This is a genomic window from Sulfuricaulis limicola (assembly GCF_002355735.1).
GTDB classification, from domain to species: Bacteria; Pseudomonadota; Gammaproteobacteria; order Acidiferrobacterales; family Sulfurifustaceae; genus Sulfuricaulis; species Sulfuricaulis limicola.
In genome coordinates, this window is sequence record NZ_AP014879.1 from 942,443 (window position 1) to 960,326 (window position 17,884).

The following is a 17,884-nucleotide window of genomic DNA, read 5'->3' on the forward strand; positions in this document are numbered from 1 at the left end:
TGTGATTGGCTGAAGCCACGGCGTTATTGCATCTCGTTGCGCCGTGAAATGGAGAGTGGGTCGGTCTCGTCGTGCGGATGCACCCGGTTGCGTCCGCCATCCTTGGCGGCGTAACAGGCCATGTCGGCCGCGCTCAGGACTTCCGTCAAGTCGGCGTTCGCCCGGTCCACTGCGACCAGGCCGATGCTGGCGCCGATGTCGAACGGCCGGCCGCGCCAGGCGAAGCGGAAGCCCTTGATGGCATGCAGCAGGTTGTCGGCGATGTGCCGCGCCTGTTCGAGCGGACAGCTTTCAAGTAGGACGCCGAATTCGTCGCCTCCCAGCCGTGCCACCGTGTCGTTGTCGCGCACCTTCGCCGCCAGCAGTCCGCCGAGTTGCCGCAGCAACTCGTCCCCGGCGGCGTGACCGCAGCTGTCGTTCACGATTTTGAACTGGTCGAGGTCGATATAGAGGACGGCATGTGTCAGCCCGCGTTCGCGGGTATCCGCGAGCGCCTGTTCCACGCGATGTTCGAATTCGTGGCGGTTGACCAGCCCCGTCAGAAGATCGTGGGTTGCCTGCCATGAGAGCTGGGAGGCGAGCCGGCGCTCCTCGGTGACGTCATGAAACACATGGATCTCGCCCATCACCGTGCCGCCCTGGTCGCGGATGGGTGAGACGGATTTGTCGATGGATATCTGGGTGCCGCCGCGGCGCGTAAGCAGCACCTGTTGTTTCTTGTCGGTGACAGTCTCATCCGTGGCGTTACTCACGGTTGTCCGGCTTTTCACCGAGTGAGATGGGGCGTCTCGCGTCAGGCGCAGAGCACGCTCGATCGGTTGCCCCCTTACTTCCGCCGTGTGCCAGCCGGTCAGGTGTTCGGCTACCGGATTCATGTATTCGATGCAACCTTGGACATCAGTGGTGATTACGGCATCGGCAATGGAGTGCAGCGTCACCTGGGCGCGCACTTTCTCCCGGAACAGAGCGTGCACGCTGTCACGCAGGCGGTAAAAAATATAGGCGGTGTAGATAAGCAGGAGCACGGAGAACAGGTACAGCAAGATGCGATAATTATTGGCTTCGCGCATGGACTGTTCATGCTCGGTCGCATAGGCCTGATACAGCTCATCGGCCTGCCGCGCGCTCGGTAACGCGAGAATTTGCGCCAGCTGCGCTTCCACCCTGTCGGCGTATTCCAGGATGATTTCGGTGTGTCGAACGGCGTGTTCCACGCCGGGGCGCAGCGCCGGCGTCCCGGCGTAGTCGCGCACGGCGTTCACGCACATTTCAGCGGCTTCGCGCCGTTCCGGATCGCCGCTCTGGATATATTGCAGGATGCCGCCCAGCAGGTCGGGCCCAAGTTGCCGCAGTCCGGCCGGGAGGCGTACCTTGGTTGCGCCCATCGTTGTTTCGACGACGGAAATTTGCTGGAGCGCGAGGGGATAATAGCTCAGGGAGTTTTTAAGCACGGCGTTGTCGGACTTGAAATAGTCCACGAGCACGGCTTTTTGTTTCAAGGTTTCCGTGAGCCGCGCAAGTTTTGTGTCGATTTCCGTGGAATGGGACCCCTTCCCGTGATTCTGGTGCTGGGTTTGCCGGACCTGCTGCAGAAGCCGGTCCGATTTTCCAATGGCCTCGACCAGCGGATCGTAGTTGACGAGCAAACGGTAACGGGCGCGGATCACGTCCTGATTGAGCGTCGCGTCCACCGCCTGTAATTCACCCAGCGTGTTGACCAGACGGTTGTGCGATTCCATGTCGTGGATCTGCGTCTTGGCGAACAATATTGCCGAGAGCAGGACCAGACCCAGCCACACCATGATCGGCTTGATGAGGGAATGATTCATAGCGGCTGGCCGTCGTATTCGCCGTTCAAGGTATGCAGGAACTGAACGATGAGCTTGACCTCGCGTGGTTCGATGGGTCGTCCGAGCATGAATTTGGACATGCCCTTGACCGCGTCTTCCAGCGTCTTGATGCGGCCGTCGTGCAGGTAGGGCGCGGTCAGTGCCACATTGCGCAGTCCCGGAACGCGGAACATGTGGCGGTCGCGTTCCAGGCCCGTGACGTTAAAGCGCCCAAGATCGGCCGGGGTCAGGTCGCCGCGTTTGTCGAAGTAATCGCCCATCACTCCAACCTTCTGGTACATGTTGCCGCCGGCGTTCACGCCCTGATGGCATGCGGTGCAGCCGTAGGCTTTGAACAGGCGATAACCTTCTTTTTCCTCCGCGGTGATCGCATTCTGATCGCCGCGCAGATAGCGGTCGAAGCGCCCGTTGGGCGTGACCAGCGAGCGCTCGAAGGTCACGAGCGCATCCTGGACGGCGGCCACGGTCAGGCCATCGGAATAGGCGGCCGAAAACGCCGAGACGTAGGAAGCATCCTGTCGCAGTCGCTGTAACGCCACCTCCCAGTCGGTGCCGGTGTCCTCCATCGGTCCCTGGATATGTTCTGCGAGCGAGCCCGCGCGTCCGTCCCAGAACAGACGAAAATTGAGCATGGCGTTGAAGATGCTCGGTGTGTTGACCGGCGTGGCCATGCCGCCCGGCCGGAGAGAGCGGGGCTTGCCGTCGGCGCCACCCAGCTTGAGGTTGTGGCAGGTCGCGCAGGCAGTTTTCTGGTCACGCGACAGCCGCGGGTCGTGGAACAACTGCTTCCCCAGGGCGAGCTTGCGTGGATCCAATGCAGGCGGTGGCGGGAGCGGCTGAATCGGCTCGTTGCTCAGGGCCGTGCCGGCTGTTTCGGTATTTTCAACCACCGCTGTTACTGTTGACGCAGTGATCAGGCAAAGCAGCGCGGCCAGTCCGGCAATGAATGCCGACAGGGCGTATCCAGCCTTGGTAGCCGATGTTTTTGGCTTGCTCGTTCGTCGGTAGGCAAGGTGTCCGGCGGTTCGGCCATGGCCAGCGATATGGATCGGTCGTCCTGGTTTGAAAGGCATAGAGAGTTGATCGGCTTTTCAAAAATACAGCAAAAGCCGTGCCGATTGCTTGCCCGTCGCGAATCATTCAGGTGGATTTATGTGTAACTTTAGGTACATATCGAGAGTCTGGCCTTGTTTGTTAGCCGAGTTTGCCTTAAATGTTGCCTGGTTGTGAGCAATACCGCCGGGTGTATGGGGAGCCCATCAAAAAAGACTGCATCCCGGCCAGAAGAACGAGACAGATCGGTTGGAGGAGAGTGGCATGAGCAACGCTGGATCAACCGGCCATAAATGGCTTTCCGTCTTTCCGGAACTCGCGGCGATACAAGATGATGCCTGGCTGGAAACGTTGCGCGCCGCCAGGGAAATGGTGATGCCCGCGGGCACGATCGTGATCCGGCGCGGCGACGCGTGCCAAAATTTTCTCATGGTCACGCGCGGCACGGTACGCGTGTACGAAAGCTCGGAAAGTGGACGCGAGATCGCGCTTTACCGAACCGGTAGCGGCGATATCTGCATCCTGACACTGAGCAACCTTCTCGCCGGCACGGACTACGCTGCCGAAGCCGTGACCGAGGATGAAGTAGGAGTGGTCATGATCCCCATGCCTTTTTTCCAGAACGCCATGGCCCGGTCAGAAGCCTTCCGCAATTTCATCATGGCCACGCTGGCGCGTCGCCTGAGCGACGTCATGCGGGTGGTGGAGCAGGTGACCTTCCAGCGTCTCGATCTGCGGCTCGCCTGCCTGCTCGGCCAGCTCTTCGAGCGCAACAAATCGAAAGCTATTTCGATGACGCACGAGGAGCTGGCGCGCGAATTGGGCACCACGCGCGTCGTCGTCAGCCGCCTGCTCAAGGAATTCGAGCGCATGGGCTGCATACGCCTGCACCGCAGCCAAATCGAATTGTTGTCGCCCGAGGCGCTGGCCCGGGTATCGCGGGATTGATGCTGTGTATCTTTTGTAGCAGATATGTCAGCGATACCTCTGTAAATTACGGCATGTAGGGCCTGAAGCAATAGACTCCCTTTGTTGTCCCGGGAAAGATTTCAGGCTCTGACCAAGGTTCGGGTACGGTAGCTTTTCTCTCCCTGTTACCAATCCCCGACTGGTCGTTGAGGCGCCGAAGTTTTCTCTTGGCGCCTATTTTTTACTTGGGGTTGTTCTTGCCATTTTTGATTGATGTGTCCAGATTCCTTGCCCAAGTGCCTTACGTTACAAACTCGGCGGCGAGGTAAATGCCTGCTCCTGATGCTGAAAACATCCGGTTCCAGAAGAAAAGCATTGAGGGAAGTTGTCCTCACGAGGCGCTCTTTAAGTTTCGCAAGTGATGCTGGAGGAAACTCAAATGAAAAAGAACCGTGGCGCTGAGTTCTTAAAGAGCAGGGAAGCCCGCATGGCGGCCGCTTTAGAGGAGCGGTCACCTCAAAGAATCGTCAGGATGTATCAAGACCAGAAAATAGGAATCATGGTCAAAGTTTATTCGCCACCGCAAGACGTGCCATATCGGAGACAACCGGTGGGGTGGTCAGAATAATGCAGAGAAGATAGTTGCTACCAGTGAAAAAATAATAGAAATTTCCGAGCCGGAGGAGCTGTCACCGCCTCCTTCTGGATGGGCGGCGTCTCGGCGGCAAACCGTATTTTTCTGAAAGTTTCGAGGGCTATATCCGCACGTCAAATCCAACTTGTTCAGGAGAAACCATGAATGCAACGGGAAGCATATCCTTCTTCAACAAACGTAGAGGTATCGTCCTCGCCACGGCAGCGGCTTCACTCTTTTTCGCGGCACCGTCCGCTCACGCCGCTCAAGAAGAGGCCGTCATTCATTGTGCAGGCGTCAACGCATGCAGAGGTCAAGGACGCTGCGGTACGGCGGAACATTCATGCAAAGGCGCAAATGCCTGCAAGGGTCAAGGAATTTTGCCCATGACCAAAGAGGAATGTGAGGCCAAAGGCGGAAGACCGAAAGAGCTTGTCGCCCCTAAGTAATCTTAACGGAAAAAACGATGCGCCTAGCAGGAAACGGCAGATCCTATTGCTATACGACGCCGGTGAAGAGTTCAGCGTTAAGTATGTCGTTTCCACCGACCGAAGCCGACCAATCCGAACAGTCCGGCGCCGAACAACCATGCTGCGGAGGGCAGCGGTACCGGGCTCGGGGGTAGTGGGTCGCTAATCTGCCCACGGATAGCACCGTTCGGAAAATCCGCATTGTGCAGGTTGATGTAGAAACCCTTCGGGTTAGCGATGACGTTCGCGACATCCGGATCGACGAGGCCAGCTCCGTTCAACTGGGCATTGAAATTCACGACGACCGGGCCGTTGGTGCCGGCGACACCCTGGTGGATGTGCGCGCCGGTCAGCGGCAGAGCAATGTTCGCCACGGAAAATTGCCAAGCGATCGTGTTCGTGCCCGAATCGATCAACAGATCGGCGACGCCGAATCCATCCGTATCGCCGTTGTTAAATTGATTCGGCGCATTGACCTCCTGAAAACCGGTCAGGGCGATCTGGAAATGTACAATCGCGGCGGTCGCCGGATTCGAGCACCATAGTCCTGTTGTGGCAACCAGGATCGCAACAAGTGTTTTTGTTTTGACGGTAGAAATTATGGATGCAAAAGAAGATTTCATTTTTATGTCTCCTCCAAGCCCAGATAAGAATTTAAAAAATGATTTTCAAGATGAGGCGGAGCGTATTCAACAATACTGACTTCCCATCGATATGAAAGTGACAAGGTCACATAAAAATAAAATTGAGGATTGATGCATACAATGATGAACGCATCAAACTCAGCATGGTTTGCTAGGTATTTCCACATACTCTGGTGCGCAAGATGGGTGACCGTATCGAAACGAAGTGGCTGACGCGTTTCCCCGAATTGGCCAAGATTTCCGATGGTGCTTGGACCGAGGCGGTCAAGGCGGCCAGCGTGCGGACCATTCCCCACGGGACGGTGCTTTTCCGGCCGGGAGATCCCTGTATGAGCTTCGTGCTGGTGTTTGCCGGTACCGTGCGCGTGCATATACCCGGTGAAAGCGGCCGAGAAATCGTGCTTTATCGCGTGGAGTCGGGCGAAATTTGCGTCCTCACGCTTTCCAACATGCTCGGCGGCATAACCTATTCGGCGGAAGGGGTGACCGAAACCGACGCGCAGCTCGTTGTGATTCCACCGCAACCATTCGAGCATGCCTTGACCGCTTCCCCCGCTTTCCGCCGTTATATTTTTTCGATGATCGGACGGCGTTTGGGGGAGATGATGCTACTGCTGGAAGAAATCACCTTTAAACGCTTGGATATCCGCTTGGCGCAATTGCTGGCACGAGCAGCCGATGAGAACGAAAATCGTCCCCTGCATAAAACCCATCAGGAACTTGCGGCTCTCCTCGGATCGAGCCGCGAGGTCATCAGTCGGTTGCTCAAGGAATTCGAGCGTAATGGCTGGGTCAGGCTCAATCGCGGGAATATCGAAGTGCTGTCGCGCACCGCGCTGGAGCATTTCCCCATGCATAAGTGACTAAGTCACTTTACAGTCCTTATCTCTAAAGGCAATGTGTAATAAAAGTTTCATCTGAGATCCGTCGTAGTTTTCTAGAGATAAAGAATCGACCCCACGCGCCGCGCGTGGTCGTTTGCTGAAGAGGGATATTGCATTTTTATGCTTGCGCTCCATCGCTCCAAGTCCGATTCCGATCCCTCATGGTTTGCCGCTTGCCCTGAACTCGCGGCCATCCGCGAGCCCGCCTGGCTGGAAGCCACTAAGGCGGCGCAGCGGCATAACATACATGCCCGGCGACGGCTATTTTCCGATCACGAACTCAATCGCAGTTTTTTGATCGTCATCAAAGGGCGTGTCCAAATTTATAAGTCGGAGCGGGGTCGGGAAATCGCGCTTTATCGTCTCGAAGAGGGGGATGTTTGTCTTTTCAACGTAGTGTCACAGCTTTTCGGCAACCCTTTTTACCGGGTGACCGCCATCACCGAAACGGAGGTCGAGATCGCCAGCATCCCACCCGAGCATTTCAAGCGTGCCTTCGAAGATTCGGCCGAGTTCCGTCACTTTATTGTGACGTCACTGGTGCGTCGTTTAACCGACATGATGCAGTTGTTGGAAGGTATCGTCTTTCAGCGCCTGGATGTGAGGCTCGCCAAATTATTGCTCGCGCGGACGTGCGATTCGGAAGGTTGCGTCTGCATCACGCACTCCGACATTGCCAAGGAGTTGGGTTCCTCGCGCGAGGTGATCAGCCGCCTGCTCAAGGAGTTCGAGCGTAAAACTTGGATCAGCCTCGCGCGCGGCGAAATCCGTATTCAAAAATTTAAAGATCTGCACGATTTTATTCAATGTCGTGCCCCGTTGACTGAGCCTCCGAAGTGATTTTGTCTCTGTCGGCGACTTTATCACCGAGATTCTCCTGTCTTTAAAGTCTGGAATAACGCAGACTTTTCCCGTTGAGTTCGATCTAATTTTCATAACGCGACCTGTCTTGCATCCTGCTGCAAAGGGTCATATCAACGGGGAGATTATCAACCATGCCCAACGAAGTCAGCCGCAGTAAATTAACGCGCCGCCATTTCCTGAAACTGGGAGCCGCCGGTGGATTGATTGCCAGTGCCCCCTATATCCTTACTTCCAAGAAAGGCGCCATGCTTGCTGATGTGCTAATGCCCCAAGCCAATGCCCTGATGGGCCCCGGTGGCGGTACCGTCGGCACCAGCCCGCCGGTCACGCCTTTTACCGTCGAGATGCCGCTCCCGCCGGTGAAGACAACGATACCGTCCCTCTCGCCCGCGCCGGTCACCTCCCAGTTCCAGTATTACAGCCAGTACCCGGCTCAAGAGCTGTACGATGTGAACGTCAAGGAATTCCTGCACAGCTTTCACCCCTCGCTGCCGCTGAACAAGGCCTGGGGCTATGACGGCATGGTGCCGGGACCGCTGTTTAAGGGCACTTATGGCAAGCCCATGATCGTGCGTTTCCGCAACAACCTGCCGGTGACGTCCACGGGTTTCGGCGACCCTAAGATTATCACCCACCTGCACAACGCCCATTCGGGGTCGGAAAGTGACGGCTTTGCCGGCGATTTCTACGCGTCCGGCACGTACAAGGACCACCACTACCCACACATGCTGGCGGGCGGCGATGCGCGCGAGGCGCTGGGAAGCATGTGGTACCACGACCATCGTGTAGACTTTACCGCGGCCAACACCTATAAGGGGCTCGTCGGGACGTTTTTCCTGTTCGATAAGGTGGATTCCGGCGACGAGACGGACACCACTGCCGAGGCGCTGCGGCTGCCAAGCGGGGACTACGATGTCCCGCTGTTCCTCGCCGATAAGCAGTTCGACGCCAACGGCGCGCTGATCTTCAACCAAAACGACACGAACGGCTTCGTCGGCGACCGCTTCACGGTCAACGGCGTCATTCAGCCGTATTTCAAGGTCGCGCGGCGTAAGTATCGCTTGCGCTTCTACAACGGCGGGCCGTCGCGCTGGTACGGCATAAAATTCAGCAACGGGATGTCGTTCAAACTGATCGCGACCGACGGTAACCTGCTGGACAGTCCCACTACCTTGACCCGATTTGTGCATTCGCCCTCCGAGCGTTTCGATATCGTGGTCGACTTCTCGCAGTTTCCCATCGGCACGCAGATCGTGTTGCAAAACGACGTCGCCCAGACGAGCGGCCGCGGCCCTTCCGGCACGCTCGGCACGCCGATCCAGCTCATGCGCTTCGACGTCGACCGCAACGCGGCCGACCCGAGCCAGGTGCCGGCGACGCTGCGGCCCTTGCCGCCGATTCCCACGGCGACAGTGACGCGCAACTGGCAATTTCAAAACATGGGCGGCGCCTGGACCGTGAACGGCCGCTTGTTCGACTTGAACCGGGTCGACGCAGTCGTCAAACGCGGCACCGTGGAGCGCTGGAATCTGAGCAGCATGGGGATGTGGTCGCACCCGATTCACATTCACCTGGAGGAGTTCCGCATTCTGGCGCGCGGGGACGCCGCGCGGCGAGCCATAGAGCGCGGCCGCAAGGACGTCGTCCAACTGGGCAGCGGGATGATGGGATCGATAGCGCCGTCCAGCGCCTCCGTCGTCATCAACTTCCGCGACATGTTGGGCAAATACATGATGCATTGCCACAACACGGTTCACGAAGACCATGCGATGATGGTGCGCTTCGACGTCGTACCGTAACGAAATTTTACTTCAACCAGCAGTCCCCTCCCGCACCGGGAGTGGGCCGAAGGAGTTCCGATGGATAGACGCGCATTTCTTTCCCTGTCGGGCGCCGCCGGGACCGTCGCGGCCGGCCCGGGTTGGGCGGCAACGCCGGAAACTGCAACGCCCGCGCGCCGGGTCGCCCCCGATCCCGTGCCCACGGCCTTGGCGCTGCCCAACCTCACCCTCTGGACGCACGAGAACAAAAAGGTCCGGCTGTATGACGACCTGCTCAAGGACAAAATATTCCTCATAAACATGTTCTTCGTCGCCTGCACCGACGGCCAATGCCCGCTGATAACGGCCAACTTGGCGCGCGTGCAGCCGCTCATTGGCGAGCGGCTTGGGCGCGATATCTTCATGTATTCCATTTCGCTCAATCCGGTAATGGACACCCCCGAGAGCCTGCACGCCTACGTCAAACACTTCAACGTGCGCCCCGGCTGGCTGTTCCTGACCGGCGACAAAGACAAACCCGACGAGATCGAGCACCTGCGAAAAGCGCTCGGTTATTGGGATCCGGATCCCGAGCTGGACAAGGATAAAACGACCCATATCGGCCTGGTGCGGGTGGGCAACGAGCCCGTGGATCGCTGGACCAGTGCGCCGACGCTGGCCGAGCCGCGCGAGATCGCGCGCATGTTGAGCTATGTCGATTGGCCGAAGGGCTGGACGGGCAGACGACACCGCGCCGCCTGACCGCGATGCGCACCCTCTTGCAGGGGCGGCCGTTGCAGGAGAGTCACATGAAAACGAGATGGTTGGACAAGGTGCTCGCCGGGGTGATCGCCGCAATGGGCGCCGCGCCGGCTTGGCCGCTGGTAATTCAAAGCCCGCAACCCGGTGAGTCCGTGTCGCCGGGGCAGACAGTGTGGTTGATCGTCAACCCGAGTTCGCCGGCCGAAAGCGATATTCAGGCCGTGCGGATAATGGCGCCCGGGGCGAGCGGCTGCGAGGACGTGCCGCCGAGCGTGCCGGTTCAATGCCCGTTGACCATCCCCGACGGGTCGGACGATGCCGCTATTCCCACCGCCGTCGATATCCGCGTGCAGGTGACCTTCGCCGATGGCACCGAGGCGCAGGCCAAGACGAGCGTGACTGTCACCGAGACTCGGTCGTTGCAGGCACTGGAAGGCGACCCGCGCGCCTCACCCCTGGTGTTCAATGCGATCGGTGAAGAACGCGATTTTCCGGTTTTTGGTATATCGACCGACGGGGGGTTGCACGACCTGCGCGGCCGCCGCCAGGGGACTATGTACGACATCAGCGATCCGGCGGTGGTAAAGGTGCGTGACGACGGCCGCGTGGTCGCACAAGCTGTGGGCGCGGCGACAATCACGGTACGAAACGGCGCCTTCTCTTTTGAAGTGCCGGTATTCGTGCTCGATGGAACCAAGGCGAGAAGACCGTGAAGAACCGGAAAGCGTTGAATGCCGCCACAAAAGGCGCCGTATCGGAGGCAGCCGGTAGGATGGTCGGAATAGTGGGATGAGCAGTGACCTCCAGTTGCCTGATCCAGACGCGGATTGCATCATCGTAAATTTTTATTTACCGGGACCTGCTCAGTCGGCGGTACGTTAAGATTCACTTGGTCTATCTCCAGACGGTTACGGCCGCCTTCCTTGGCCGAATAAAGCGCCTGATCAGCGCGCCGGAACAACTCCGTGGGATTTCGTGTAATCGCGCATTCGGCAAATGCCGCACCGATACTGAGCGTGCAAACAGAATCCCCGGATGTCAAGGGATCGTCCTTGAGCGCCGCCTGGAAATCCGCGCACATTCGCTGCGCCCAGGCAGGCAGATGGTTTTTCTGCATGTTCGTTACCACCACGGCGAATTCATCGCCACCCAAGCGAGCTGAAAAGTCAGATTTACGTGTATTGTGCCGCAGGCACGCGGCCAGCAGCTGCAATACCCGGTCGCCGACCGCGTGTCCCGCCGAGTCGTTGATTCGCTTGAAGCGGTCTATATCGATCAACAACAGACCGACTTGCACGCCGCGCTGGGACAGGTTGCAGGCCCGTTCCACCTCCATATTGAATCGGCGGCGATTCGGCAGTTGGGTTAATTCATCGGTCAGGCTCAATGCAACGAGCTTGGTTTGCTTTTCCTGAATATCTTGTGCGATCGCCTGGATGACCGGAAGAACCTGCTCGGTCTCCTTGAGCGGGCTGTCGGTCATCGTGATAGATTCGCCGGCATGAATCTGGTCGAGAAGGGTTTTGATGCGGCTAAATTCAGCCAAGAAAAGACGCACCATGAGAATGGTGACGGTCATGAATGCCGTGACGATTAACACCGATGTGGCCAGGTTGGTTCCACCTAGAGCCAGATAGACGGGAACCGTATTGGTTTCGGCGCGTATCAACTCCAGCCGCCAAGTGCTCTCGGGAACTTTCGCTTCGTGATGGAGGATTTCATGTCCATCCGGGGCGTTGCCGGCCTTGGCAATCGTCGCCCCCGATTCGTCGCGCAGTATCAGGACCTCGTGCGGCAGAACGCTTTGCGTCAGCACTGCCTGCAGGGTGTCGAGACTGAAGCTCACGAACAACGTTCCCAGCGCTTCACCCAGCGAATCCGTCACCGGTTCCGTCAGGTCAAAATGCGCGAGCTGGGGGTTGTCACGATGCACCAGCGGTTCAGCCAGCGATTGACGGGAAGATTTCTTGCGGAGATCGGCGACGCAGGACGGGCCCAGGCGCAGTTCCACCGGTGTGCCAAGGACCTTCCCGTCGGGATCCACCAGGGCGAGCCCGATGTTATGGGGAAGATAGCGCTGCTGCCGTTCCGCCCATTCCTGGGCAGTGGCGATATCGTGCATGATCAGGATATCCTGCGCTTCGCCCCGGCGGGCAAGTTGCTTTAGGACGCTCCGATAGAATTGCAATTGCTGGCTGATGTTTTGCGCATGCTGGTTTAAGGCCCGCTCCCCCTGATCGGTGTCGATTTGATGGATATGTTGATGGATGACCCACAGATTGACGCCCAGCGAAAGTACCATCGCGGCCAGAACCATTCCCGCGCGCCGGTACGCGAGAGTGAGGAGAGATATTTTTCTCATGCTTTTGACCATTAGCCGTAATGTGCCCGCCTTCGATGAAGACGGTATGCCTGGCCAAATTACAGGCAATAGTTATGCCAAGTATCGAAACCGGGCCAGGTCAAGATGGTAAAGTTAGAGCCAGATCATGTACCCCGACTCGAAGCGGTGCGACAGCGCGGGGTGAAACGGGAACAGGCGAACCTTGTAGTGCTGCATGCAAGCCCGGGAGCCTCGGGTAGAGGTCCAGCTTGAACCGGGTCTCGCCCGCTTCGTCTGTTTCCTCCGGGCGCGCGTCGCGCATCTCGAACAGGAGCTTGAGAAAGTCAAGCGTCGCCTCGCCGCTTGAAGCGCGAGAAGGGCGGCTCGCTCGCTCGTGTATGCCGAGAGCAATACCGACGGTTGAACCGGTGGCTCCGAATCGGGTCGTTGGTGGCGGTCAGCGTTATCCCGTATCGGATCAGAGGGTGATGGCGGCTGTTCATCTAGACCGACAGGCCGCCTGACTCGGGGCAGGGTATCGTTGACCAAGTGTTTCCCCCTGTCCAATATGGTTGTCCAACGCAACGCCAACTTACTGATCCCTATCGCACCGTTACGTGCTGGTATTATTGGACAATGATGCGGTAATATCTTGATGTTAATGGATAACGCGCCGGATTCGTAATCAGTAGGTCAGGTGTTCGATTCACCTCACCGGCACCAAATTCAATGACTTACGTGCGTTTTTATTTGGCGCTGTCTAATATTTATTAGATAATTATTAGACAGTTATTAAAAAGTGACGGGCTTCACGCGCTGAAGCAACTGACGGCCAACGCGCTTCATTGTTTTCCGGATTACGTGACAGGCAAGGCTGTCCATGCTTAACGACGAACTATGCGGTCGGAAGTTTGAATCACTCGAGGCGTGCCAAAAACATAACGAAAGGCTCCGGGCTCCAGACTGGCACCAGGGGGACACCTCACCCCCTGCGCAGCTTTCCCTAGAACCTCTTACGGGAGTTTACAAGTAACGAACTCCGTTGGGGACGCCAGTTTTATTCTTATTTAACAGCGCACTGAAGAAATCCGGGTTGAACGTCTTATTGGTTTTCTGAATTCAAGCCGAGACCCGAAACTGTTAGACGCCACGGTGCAACACAGCTGCTTTGTAAAGGCTGTACATGTGTGCGCAGATTCATTGATTAGCCCGGAAGCTCGCGCCTTGCGATGACGAAGTTCAGTCCGACAATCATCAAGGATATAAGAGATTTCCGACAGAACGTCGTTGGCCCACAATCAGCCAACCAAAAACCGCGGTGCGGGCGGGAAGTAGCTGCACGAGCATCGCCGCTTCGACTATGGGCCAATAACGCGCCCGGCTACTTCTTGGTATTGCGTTCCAAACTCGCGATGATAGGACAGGGAGGCTGATTACCCGCGCGGCAGGTGCGGATGAGTTTGCCGAGCGTGGCGCGCATGGATTGGAGGTCGCGGATGCGTGCCTCGATGTCCGTCAACCGGTGTTCCGCGATCGCCCGGGTTTCCTTGCAGGAACTGTCGCCGAGTTTCAGCAACTCGGCGATCTCGCGCAGCATGAAACCCAACTCCTGCGCACGTCTGACAAAACGCAGACGGGCGAGTGTTTCAGGAGAATAGCGGCGCACGCCGCCCAGCGGGCGGCGTGGCGTGACGAGCAGGCCGCGACGCTGGTAGTAGCGGATCGTCTCGATATTGACGCCCGCCGCCTGCGCCAGACGGCCGATGGTCATGGCCGTTGGCGATCCGCGTGATGCGGTTTTCACGGACATTCGCTCTATAGAGATTGTCCGATGCTGGCAGCCCGCAGCGTCGTTTCATCCGGTCCGCGCCCGGCGCAGCAATCGGCGAGCTCTCCGTTGATGGCGACGGCGGGAACCGAGCGTATGCCGAGACGCTTGGCGCGGGCGGCCACCTCGGAGCGGCGCATATCCAGTACTTCCACCTCACACGACGGACAAGCGATGCGATTGACGAGATTGATCGTCTCCTCGCACACCGGGCAGCCGGCGCTGAAGATCTCGATTTTGCGTTTTGCACTCATAGACACCTCCTTTCAGGCGATTGGTTTGGTTAAGTCCGTGTCGGTCACACAGGCGGGACAGGGCGCGGTTGGATTTTGGCGCGGCCAGCTGTTCCACAGGGAAGCGCCGACCAGCAACGAGATGCCGATGTAGGTGGCGGCATCGGAATCAAAGTGGAATTTCCCGATAAGTACGATGGCCGCGGCTAACACCCCCAGCCCCAACGGCCCGTAGCCGCGTCGGGAACTGGCGCGCCACGCCAGAGTGCTCAGCACCACTGCCAGAAACACACTGGTGAGCGGCAGCAGAAGAGGGCTGTAGTTGATGAAGCCTAGACCCATAGCGCTCAACAGGCCGGTGTACGCCGGCCAGCAGGCAGGGCAGATGAGCTTCGGCATGACGGCGGTTCCGATGGCCGGCAAAAGCGGCGCGAGCTGGCGTCGGATCGGTGTGGCAGCGGCAGATGCGTGGACTCCAGTGAGAGCGGCGGCGATCAGTGCCACCGGCGGTGCTCCCTCGTGTTTTCCGTCTCCGCCGGCATAAATCCGACAACAGGCGGCATCGGCGGTGTCCGATTTGGCGACGTCTTTGCCGTTAACCAAGACCGTCGGTGAGCCGTAGGCACGTACGTGTTCAGGTGCTTCGGCATCGGCGCGGTCCCATTCCTGCCAGCGCGGTGTCAACCCCGCCAGGCCGAAGGCGCGCAAAAGATTCTCCCGCGCCTGCGGCACATTCGGGCAATCGCGGTCGTATATAAGCTCAATAGTTGGCATGAAACATTCGACCTCCAAAACAAGCCTAAGCTCCGTACCGGGGTACGGAGTCAAGCCAGAATTTTGGGCAAGTTGATCGAGGCCCGAATCCAGGCTAACCCACCACGTTAACCATATCCAGATTGCCAGTATTAGGCCTCATGAAGAATGACCAAAATGGCCTGGCTGGAAAATGAAGTTGCAATTGAAGACAGGTCATGGTTATAGTTTCGCCGATGCATCAGGAGTACGTGTTACACCACGTACGGGAAGCATTTGACGTAATGGAACAAGCAACCTATTTTTCCGCGACCTCCATGCCCGCCCCTAAGCGGCGTGCGATGGTTTTCGTCATTCTGTTCGCTTGGCTGGCGTTGCTGTTGACCTGTCCAACTGAAATGGACGGCGGCAGTAATCTTGCGTCCGCTGACAAGGAACACGTCTCCCACACAACGACGGGTTCCACGCACGACACCTCGCATGACGATCTCTGTTGTACCACCGCGCAGCATACCGCGGTACTGGCGACCGCCCAGAAATTCAATCTCACCGCCTTTCTCACGCTGATATCAGTGCCGCCGGTTATTGTGATGTCGCTGATTATTCTGGTCGCAGCGACGACGAATCGCGGCTTCCTACGAAGTTCAAGATCGAGTTGGACCAAGAACTCGCCACTCTTTCGCACCCTCTGGCCACAAGCCCCACCTCATTAATCCCGTTTTTATCGGGATGTCTGTAGTACGGTTCTGCACTGGCTTGTCCGGGCGACATATTTTCCTTGGCTGCCTCGCCGATATATCTCGATAGATGTTTCAGATAGCTTGAGGCCTGATGTCTTCGTTGTGACGGAAGGTTCAACGCTAGTCCCATAGCCCGTTACGTTGTGTCATTGGCGTCCCTGAGTGGCGTAGAAGATTCACAACATGGGTGATTTGATGAACGAGATGCGTCATGAGATCTCTTTACTGAAGAGGACAAACTACGATGAAGAGAATTCCCAAGCTTCTCTGCGGCCTGCCCAATCTGCCTCGCCGCCGGTTTATTCAGGGCCTGGCGGCGGGCGGGGTGTTGCTCGGTGTTTCGCCCTGGCTCAGGCCGGCCTGGGCGCAGGTAACCGACACCACCACGGGTAGCGCCCCGGTGCTCAGCGGCACCGAGTTCGACCTCACGATCGCGGAAACGCCGGTCAATTTCACCGGCCGTCCGCGTCTGGCTACCACGATCAATGGCTCGATCCCAGCGCCCACACTGCGCTGGCGACAGGGCGATACCATCACCCTGCGGGTCACCAACCGGCTGCCGGTGGACACCTCGATCCACTGGCACGGCATCCTGCTGCCGTTTCAGATGGACGGCGTCCCGGGCATCAGCTTCAAGGGCATTGCGCCGGGAGAGACCTTCATCTATCGCTTCAAGGTGCAGCAGACCGGAACTTACTGGTATCACTCCCATTCCGGCATGCAGGAACAGACCGGCATGTATGGCGCGATTGTCATCGAGCCGGCGCGTGGCGGGCCGATCCGCGCCGACCGCGATTACATCGTGCAGCTGTCCGACTGGACCGACGAGGACCCGATGCGAGTCCTCGCCAAGCTCAAGATGCAGAGCGACTACTACAACTTCAACCAGCCGACGGTGGTCGATTTCTTCCGCGACGCCGCCAACGACGGCGTTTCGGCCGCCATGGCCAAGCGGCGCATGTGGCAACAGATGCGCATGAACCCGACCGATCTGGCCGATGTTTCCGCCTACACCTACACCTATCTCATGAACGGCACCACCCCGGCCGGCAACTGGACCGGGCTGTTCCGTCCGGGAGAGAAGATACGGCTGCGCTTTATCAATTCCGGTGCGATGACGTTTTTCGACGTGCGTATCCCGGGGCTCAAGATGACAGTGATTCAGGCCGATGGTCAGGATGTCGAGCCGTTTACGGTGGATGAAATCCGCATCGGAGTCGCCGAGACCTATGACGTGATCGTCGCGCCCAAGGATGATGCGTACACCATCTTTGCCCAGTCCATGGATCGCACCGGACACACCCGCGGCACCCTGGCCGTGCGCGCCGGCATGACCGCCGACGTGCCGGCGGTGGACAAGCCCGAGCCGCTCAGCATGGGGGACATGATGGGCGACATGGGCGGCGGGATGGGCGGGATGGATCACAGCGCCCACGGCGGTATGGCCATGGATCACAGCCAGCACGCCATGGGCGCCATGACCATGGGCGGTGGACAGGTGCGTGCGCGCCACGCCCGCACCGAGTACGGCCCCGGCGTGGACATGCGCGTGGACATGCCACGCACCAACCTGGATGACCCTGGCATTGGCTTGAGGAACAACGGTCGCCGCGTGCTGACCTATGCCGATCTGCACACGATAGGCGGCCCACTTGACAGACGCGGACCCGAGCGGGAGATCGAGCTGCATCTCACCGGCAACATGGAACGTTACACCTGGTCGTTCGACGGCCTGGAGTTCGGCAAGTCCACGCCGGTGCATTTCCGTCACAACGAGCGGCTGCGCGTGATTCTGGTCAACGACACGATGATGACTCATCCCATGCACCTCCACGGTATGTGGAGTGAACTGGAAAACCCGGACGGACGCTTCCAGATTCGAAAGCACGTCATCAATGTGCAACCGGCGCAGCGCGTGAGTTTTCTCGTCACCGCCGATGCCCTGGGACGCTGGGCCTGGCATTGTCATCTGCTCTTGCACATGGACGCAGGCATGTTCCGCGAAGTGGTCGTGGCGTGAACGTGGTGCAAACGAACAATGGAGAACGTAACGATGATGAACAATAAAATTAGTCTGCCCAGCGCGTCCCCGCGTCTCGTTCCGGCCGCACCGGAGCTGATGCGACGACCCGAGGGGCGAAGCCCATGGACAGGCCGGATAAAATCTGCTCTGGGTC

At 58.3% G+C, this 17,884-nt stretch carries 16 protein-coding genes; 9 read left to right on the forward strand and 7 right to left on the reverse strand.

Annotation, left to right across the window (positions count from 1 at the left end; translation table 11 throughout):
- Nucleotides 1-23: 23 nt before the first annotated feature.
- Together SCL_RS04645 and SCL_RS04650 are read right to left on the reverse strand one after the other, a co-directional pair.
- Nucleotides 24-1,829 (reverse strand): DAHL domain-containing protein, encoded by a 1,806-nt coding sequence (locus tag SCL_RS04645; RefSeq protein WP_096360141.1) that lies wholly within the window; start codon nucleotides 1,827-1,829, stop codon nucleotides 24-26.
- On the reverse strand, nucleotides 1,826-2,740 hold the full coding sequence (locus SCL_RS04650; protein ID WP_197702712.1) for a cytochrome-c peroxidase: 915 nt from the start codon (nucleotides 2,738-2,740) through the stop codon (nucleotides 1,826-1,828). The genes SCL_RS04645 and SCL_RS04650 overlap by 4 nt, the downstream gene beginning before the upstream one ends.
- A gap of 427 nt (nucleotides 2,741-3,167) precedes the next feature.
- Here SCL_RS04650 and SCL_RS04655 point away from each other — a divergent pair, with 427 nt between their 5' ends.
- Together SCL_RS04655 and bufA2 are read left to right on the forward strand one after the other, a co-directional pair.
- Nucleotides 3,168-3,851 (forward strand): Crp/Fnr family transcriptional regulator, encoded by a 684-nt coding sequence (locus SCL_RS04655; protein ID WP_096360143.1) that lies wholly within the window; start codon nucleotides 3,168-3,170, stop codon nucleotides 3,849-3,851.
- A 756-nt stretch (nucleotides 3,852-4,607) separates the two neighbouring features.
- On the forward strand, nucleotides 4,608-4,895 hold the full coding sequence (bufA2, locus tag SCL_RS14580) for a BufA2 family periplasmic bufferin-type metallophore (RefSeq protein WP_096360145.1): 288 nt from the start codon (nucleotides 4,608-4,610) through the stop codon (nucleotides 4,893-4,895).
- A 77-nt stretch (nucleotides 4,896-4,972) separates the two neighbouring features.
- On the opposite strand, the gene SCL_RS04670 is transcribed toward bufA2, so the two are convergent.
- On the reverse strand, nucleotides 4,973-5,539 hold the full coding sequence (locus tag SCL_RS04670; protein WP_096360146.1) for a CHRD domain-containing protein: 567 nt from the start codon (nucleotides 5,537-5,539) through the stop codon (nucleotides 4,973-4,975).
- Between the two features lie 203 nt (nucleotides 5,540-5,742).
- On the opposite strand from SCL_RS04670, the gene SCL_RS04675 reads away from it, so the two are divergent.
- From SCL_RS04675 to SCL_RS04695, 5 genes are all read left to right on the forward strand, one after another.
- The gene (locus SCL_RS04675; protein ID WP_096361841.1) at nucleotides 5,743-6,423 is read left to right on the forward strand and encodes a Crp/Fnr family transcriptional regulator; all 681 of its coding nucleotides are present in this window, start codon (nucleotides 5,743-5,745) and stop codon (nucleotides 6,421-6,423) included.
- 141 nt (nucleotides 6,424-6,564) lie between these two features.
- Nucleotides 6,565-7,284, forward strand: a complete 720-nt coding sequence (locus SCL_RS04680) for a Crp/Fnr family transcriptional regulator (RefSeq protein ID WP_096360147.1) — start codon at nucleotides 6,565-6,567, stop codon at nucleotides 7,282-7,284.
- A gap of 155 nt (nucleotides 7,285-7,439) precedes the next feature.
- Nucleotides 7,440-9,107 (forward strand): multicopper oxidase family protein, encoded by a 1,668-nt coding sequence (locus SCL_RS04685; RefSeq protein WP_197702713.1) that lies wholly within the window; start codon nucleotides 7,440-7,442, stop codon nucleotides 9,105-9,107.
- A 60-nt stretch (nucleotides 9,108-9,167) separates the two neighbouring features.
- Complete coding sequence (locus SCL_RS04690; protein WP_096360148.1) at nucleotides 9,168-9,830, forward strand: SCO family protein; 663 nt, start codon at nucleotides 9,168-9,170, stop codon at nucleotides 9,828-9,830.
- Nucleotides 9,831-9,877: 47 nt separating this feature from the next.
- On the forward strand, nucleotides 9,878-10,543 hold the full coding sequence (locus tag SCL_RS04695; protein ID WP_096360149.1) for a hypothetical protein: 666 nt from the start codon (nucleotides 9,878-9,880) through the stop codon (nucleotides 10,541-10,543).
- 119 nt (nucleotides 10,544-10,662) lie between these two features.
- Here the strand turns inward: SCL_RS04695 and SCL_RS04700 are convergent, their stop codons facing one another.
- The 4 genes from SCL_RS04700 to SCL_RS04715 form a co-directional block, all read right to left on the reverse strand.
- On the reverse strand, nucleotides 10,663-12,147 hold the full coding sequence (locus tag SCL_RS04700; protein WP_172425927.1) for a sensor domain-containing diguanylate cyclase: 1,485 nt from the start codon (nucleotides 12,145-12,147) through the stop codon (nucleotides 10,663-10,665).
- A gap of 1,387 nt (nucleotides 12,148-13,534) precedes the next feature.
- Nucleotides 13,535-13,924: a MerR family transcriptional regulator gene (locus tag SCL_RS04705; RefSeq protein ID WP_231969833.1), complete on the reverse strand. Its 390-nt coding sequence runs from the start codon at nucleotides 13,922-13,924 to the stop codon at nucleotides 13,535-13,537.
- 44 nt (nucleotides 13,925-13,968) lie between these two features.
- The gene (locus SCL_RS04710) at nucleotides 13,969-14,235 is read right to left on the reverse strand and encodes a thioredoxin family protein (protein WP_096360152.1); all 267 of its coding nucleotides are present in this window, start codon (nucleotides 14,233-14,235) and stop codon (nucleotides 13,969-13,971) included.
- Between the two features lie 12 nt (nucleotides 14,236-14,247).
- Complete coding sequence (locus SCL_RS04715) at nucleotides 14,248-14,988, reverse strand: MerC family mercury resistance protein (protein WP_148664984.1); 741 nt, start codon at nucleotides 14,986-14,988, stop codon at nucleotides 14,248-14,250.
- A gap of 263 nt (nucleotides 14,989-15,251) precedes the next feature.
- On the opposite strand from SCL_RS04715, the gene SCL_RS04720 reads away from it, so the two are divergent.
- Together SCL_RS04720 and SCL_RS04725 are read left to right on the forward strand one after the other, a co-directional pair.
- Nucleotides 15,252-15,680, forward strand: coding sequence for a hypothetical protein (locus SCL_RS04720; RefSeq protein ID WP_148664985.1), 429 nt, complete (start codon nucleotides 15,252-15,254; stop codon nucleotides 15,678-15,680).
- Between the two features lie 271 nt (nucleotides 15,681-15,951).
- On the forward strand, nucleotides 15,952-17,727 hold the full coding sequence (locus tag SCL_RS04725; protein WP_096360155.1) for a copper resistance system multicopper oxidase: 1,776 nt from the start codon (nucleotides 15,952-15,954) through the stop codon (nucleotides 17,725-17,727).
- The last annotated feature ends 157 nt before the right edge of the window (nucleotides 17,728-17,884 follow it).

What these genes read in the sequence shown, in the direction of transcription:
- SCL_RS04645 (WP_096360141.1), bottom strand. Translation starts at nt 1,829, where the DNA reads ATGAATCATTCCCTCATCAAGCCGATCATGGTGTGGCTGGGTCTGGTC.
- SCL_RS04655 (WP_096360143.1), top strand. Translation starts at nt 3,168, where the DNA reads ATGAGCAACGCTGGATCAACCGGCCATAAATGGCTTTCCGTCTTTCCG.
- bufA2 (WP_096360145.1), top strand. Translation starts at nt 4,608, where the DNA reads ATGAATGCAACGGGAAGCATATCCTTCTTCAACAAACGTAGAGGTATC.
- SCL_RS04670 (WP_096360146.1), bottom strand. Translation starts at nt 5,539, where the DNA reads ATGAAATCTTCTTTTGCATCCATAATTTCTACCGTCAAAACAAAAACA.
- SCL_RS04675 (WP_096361841.1), top strand. Translation starts at nt 5,743, where the DNA reads ATGGGTGACCGTATCGAAACGAAGTGGCTGACGCGTTTCCCCGAATTG.
- SCL_RS04680 (WP_096360147.1), top strand. Translation starts at nt 6,565, where the DNA reads ATGCTTGCGCTCCATCGCTCCAAGTCCGATTCCGATCCCTCATGGTTT.
- SCL_RS04685 (WP_197702713.1), top strand. Translation starts at nt 7,440, where the DNA reads ATGCCCAACGAAGTCAGCCGCAGTAAATTAACGCGCCGCCATTTCCTG.
- SCL_RS04690 (WP_096360148.1), top strand. Translation starts at nt 9,168, where the DNA reads ATGGATAGACGCGCATTTCTTTCCCTGTCGGGCGCCGCCGGGACCGTC.
- SCL_RS04695 (WP_096360149.1), top strand. Translation starts at nt 9,878, where the DNA reads ATGAAAACGAGATGGTTGGACAAGGTGCTCGCCGGGGTGATCGCCGCA.
- SCL_RS04700 (WP_172425927.1), bottom strand. Translation starts at nt 12,147, where the DNA reads ATGGTTCTGGCCGCGATGGTACTTTCGCTGGGCGTCAATCTGTGGGTC.
- SCL_RS04705 (WP_231969833.1), bottom strand. Translation starts at nt 13,924, where the DNA reads ATGACCATCGGCCGTCTGGCGCAGGCGGCGGGCGTCAATATCGAGACG.
- SCL_RS04710 (WP_096360152.1), bottom strand. Translation starts at nt 14,235, where the DNA reads ATGAGTGCAAAACGCAAAATCGAGATCTTCAGCGCCGGCTGCCCGGTG.
- SCL_RS04715 (WP_148664984.1), bottom strand. Translation starts at nt 14,988, where the DNA reads ATGCCAACTATTGAGCTTATATACGACCGCGATTGCCCGAATGTGCCG.
- SCL_RS04720 (WP_148664985.1), top strand. Translation starts at nt 15,252, where the DNA reads ATGGAACAAGCAACCTATTTTTCCGCGACCTCCATGCCCGCCCCTAAG.
- SCL_RS04725 (WP_096360155.1), top strand. Translation starts at nt 15,952, where the DNA reads ATGAAGAGAATTCCCAAGCTTCTCTGCGGCCTGCCCAATCTGCCTCGC.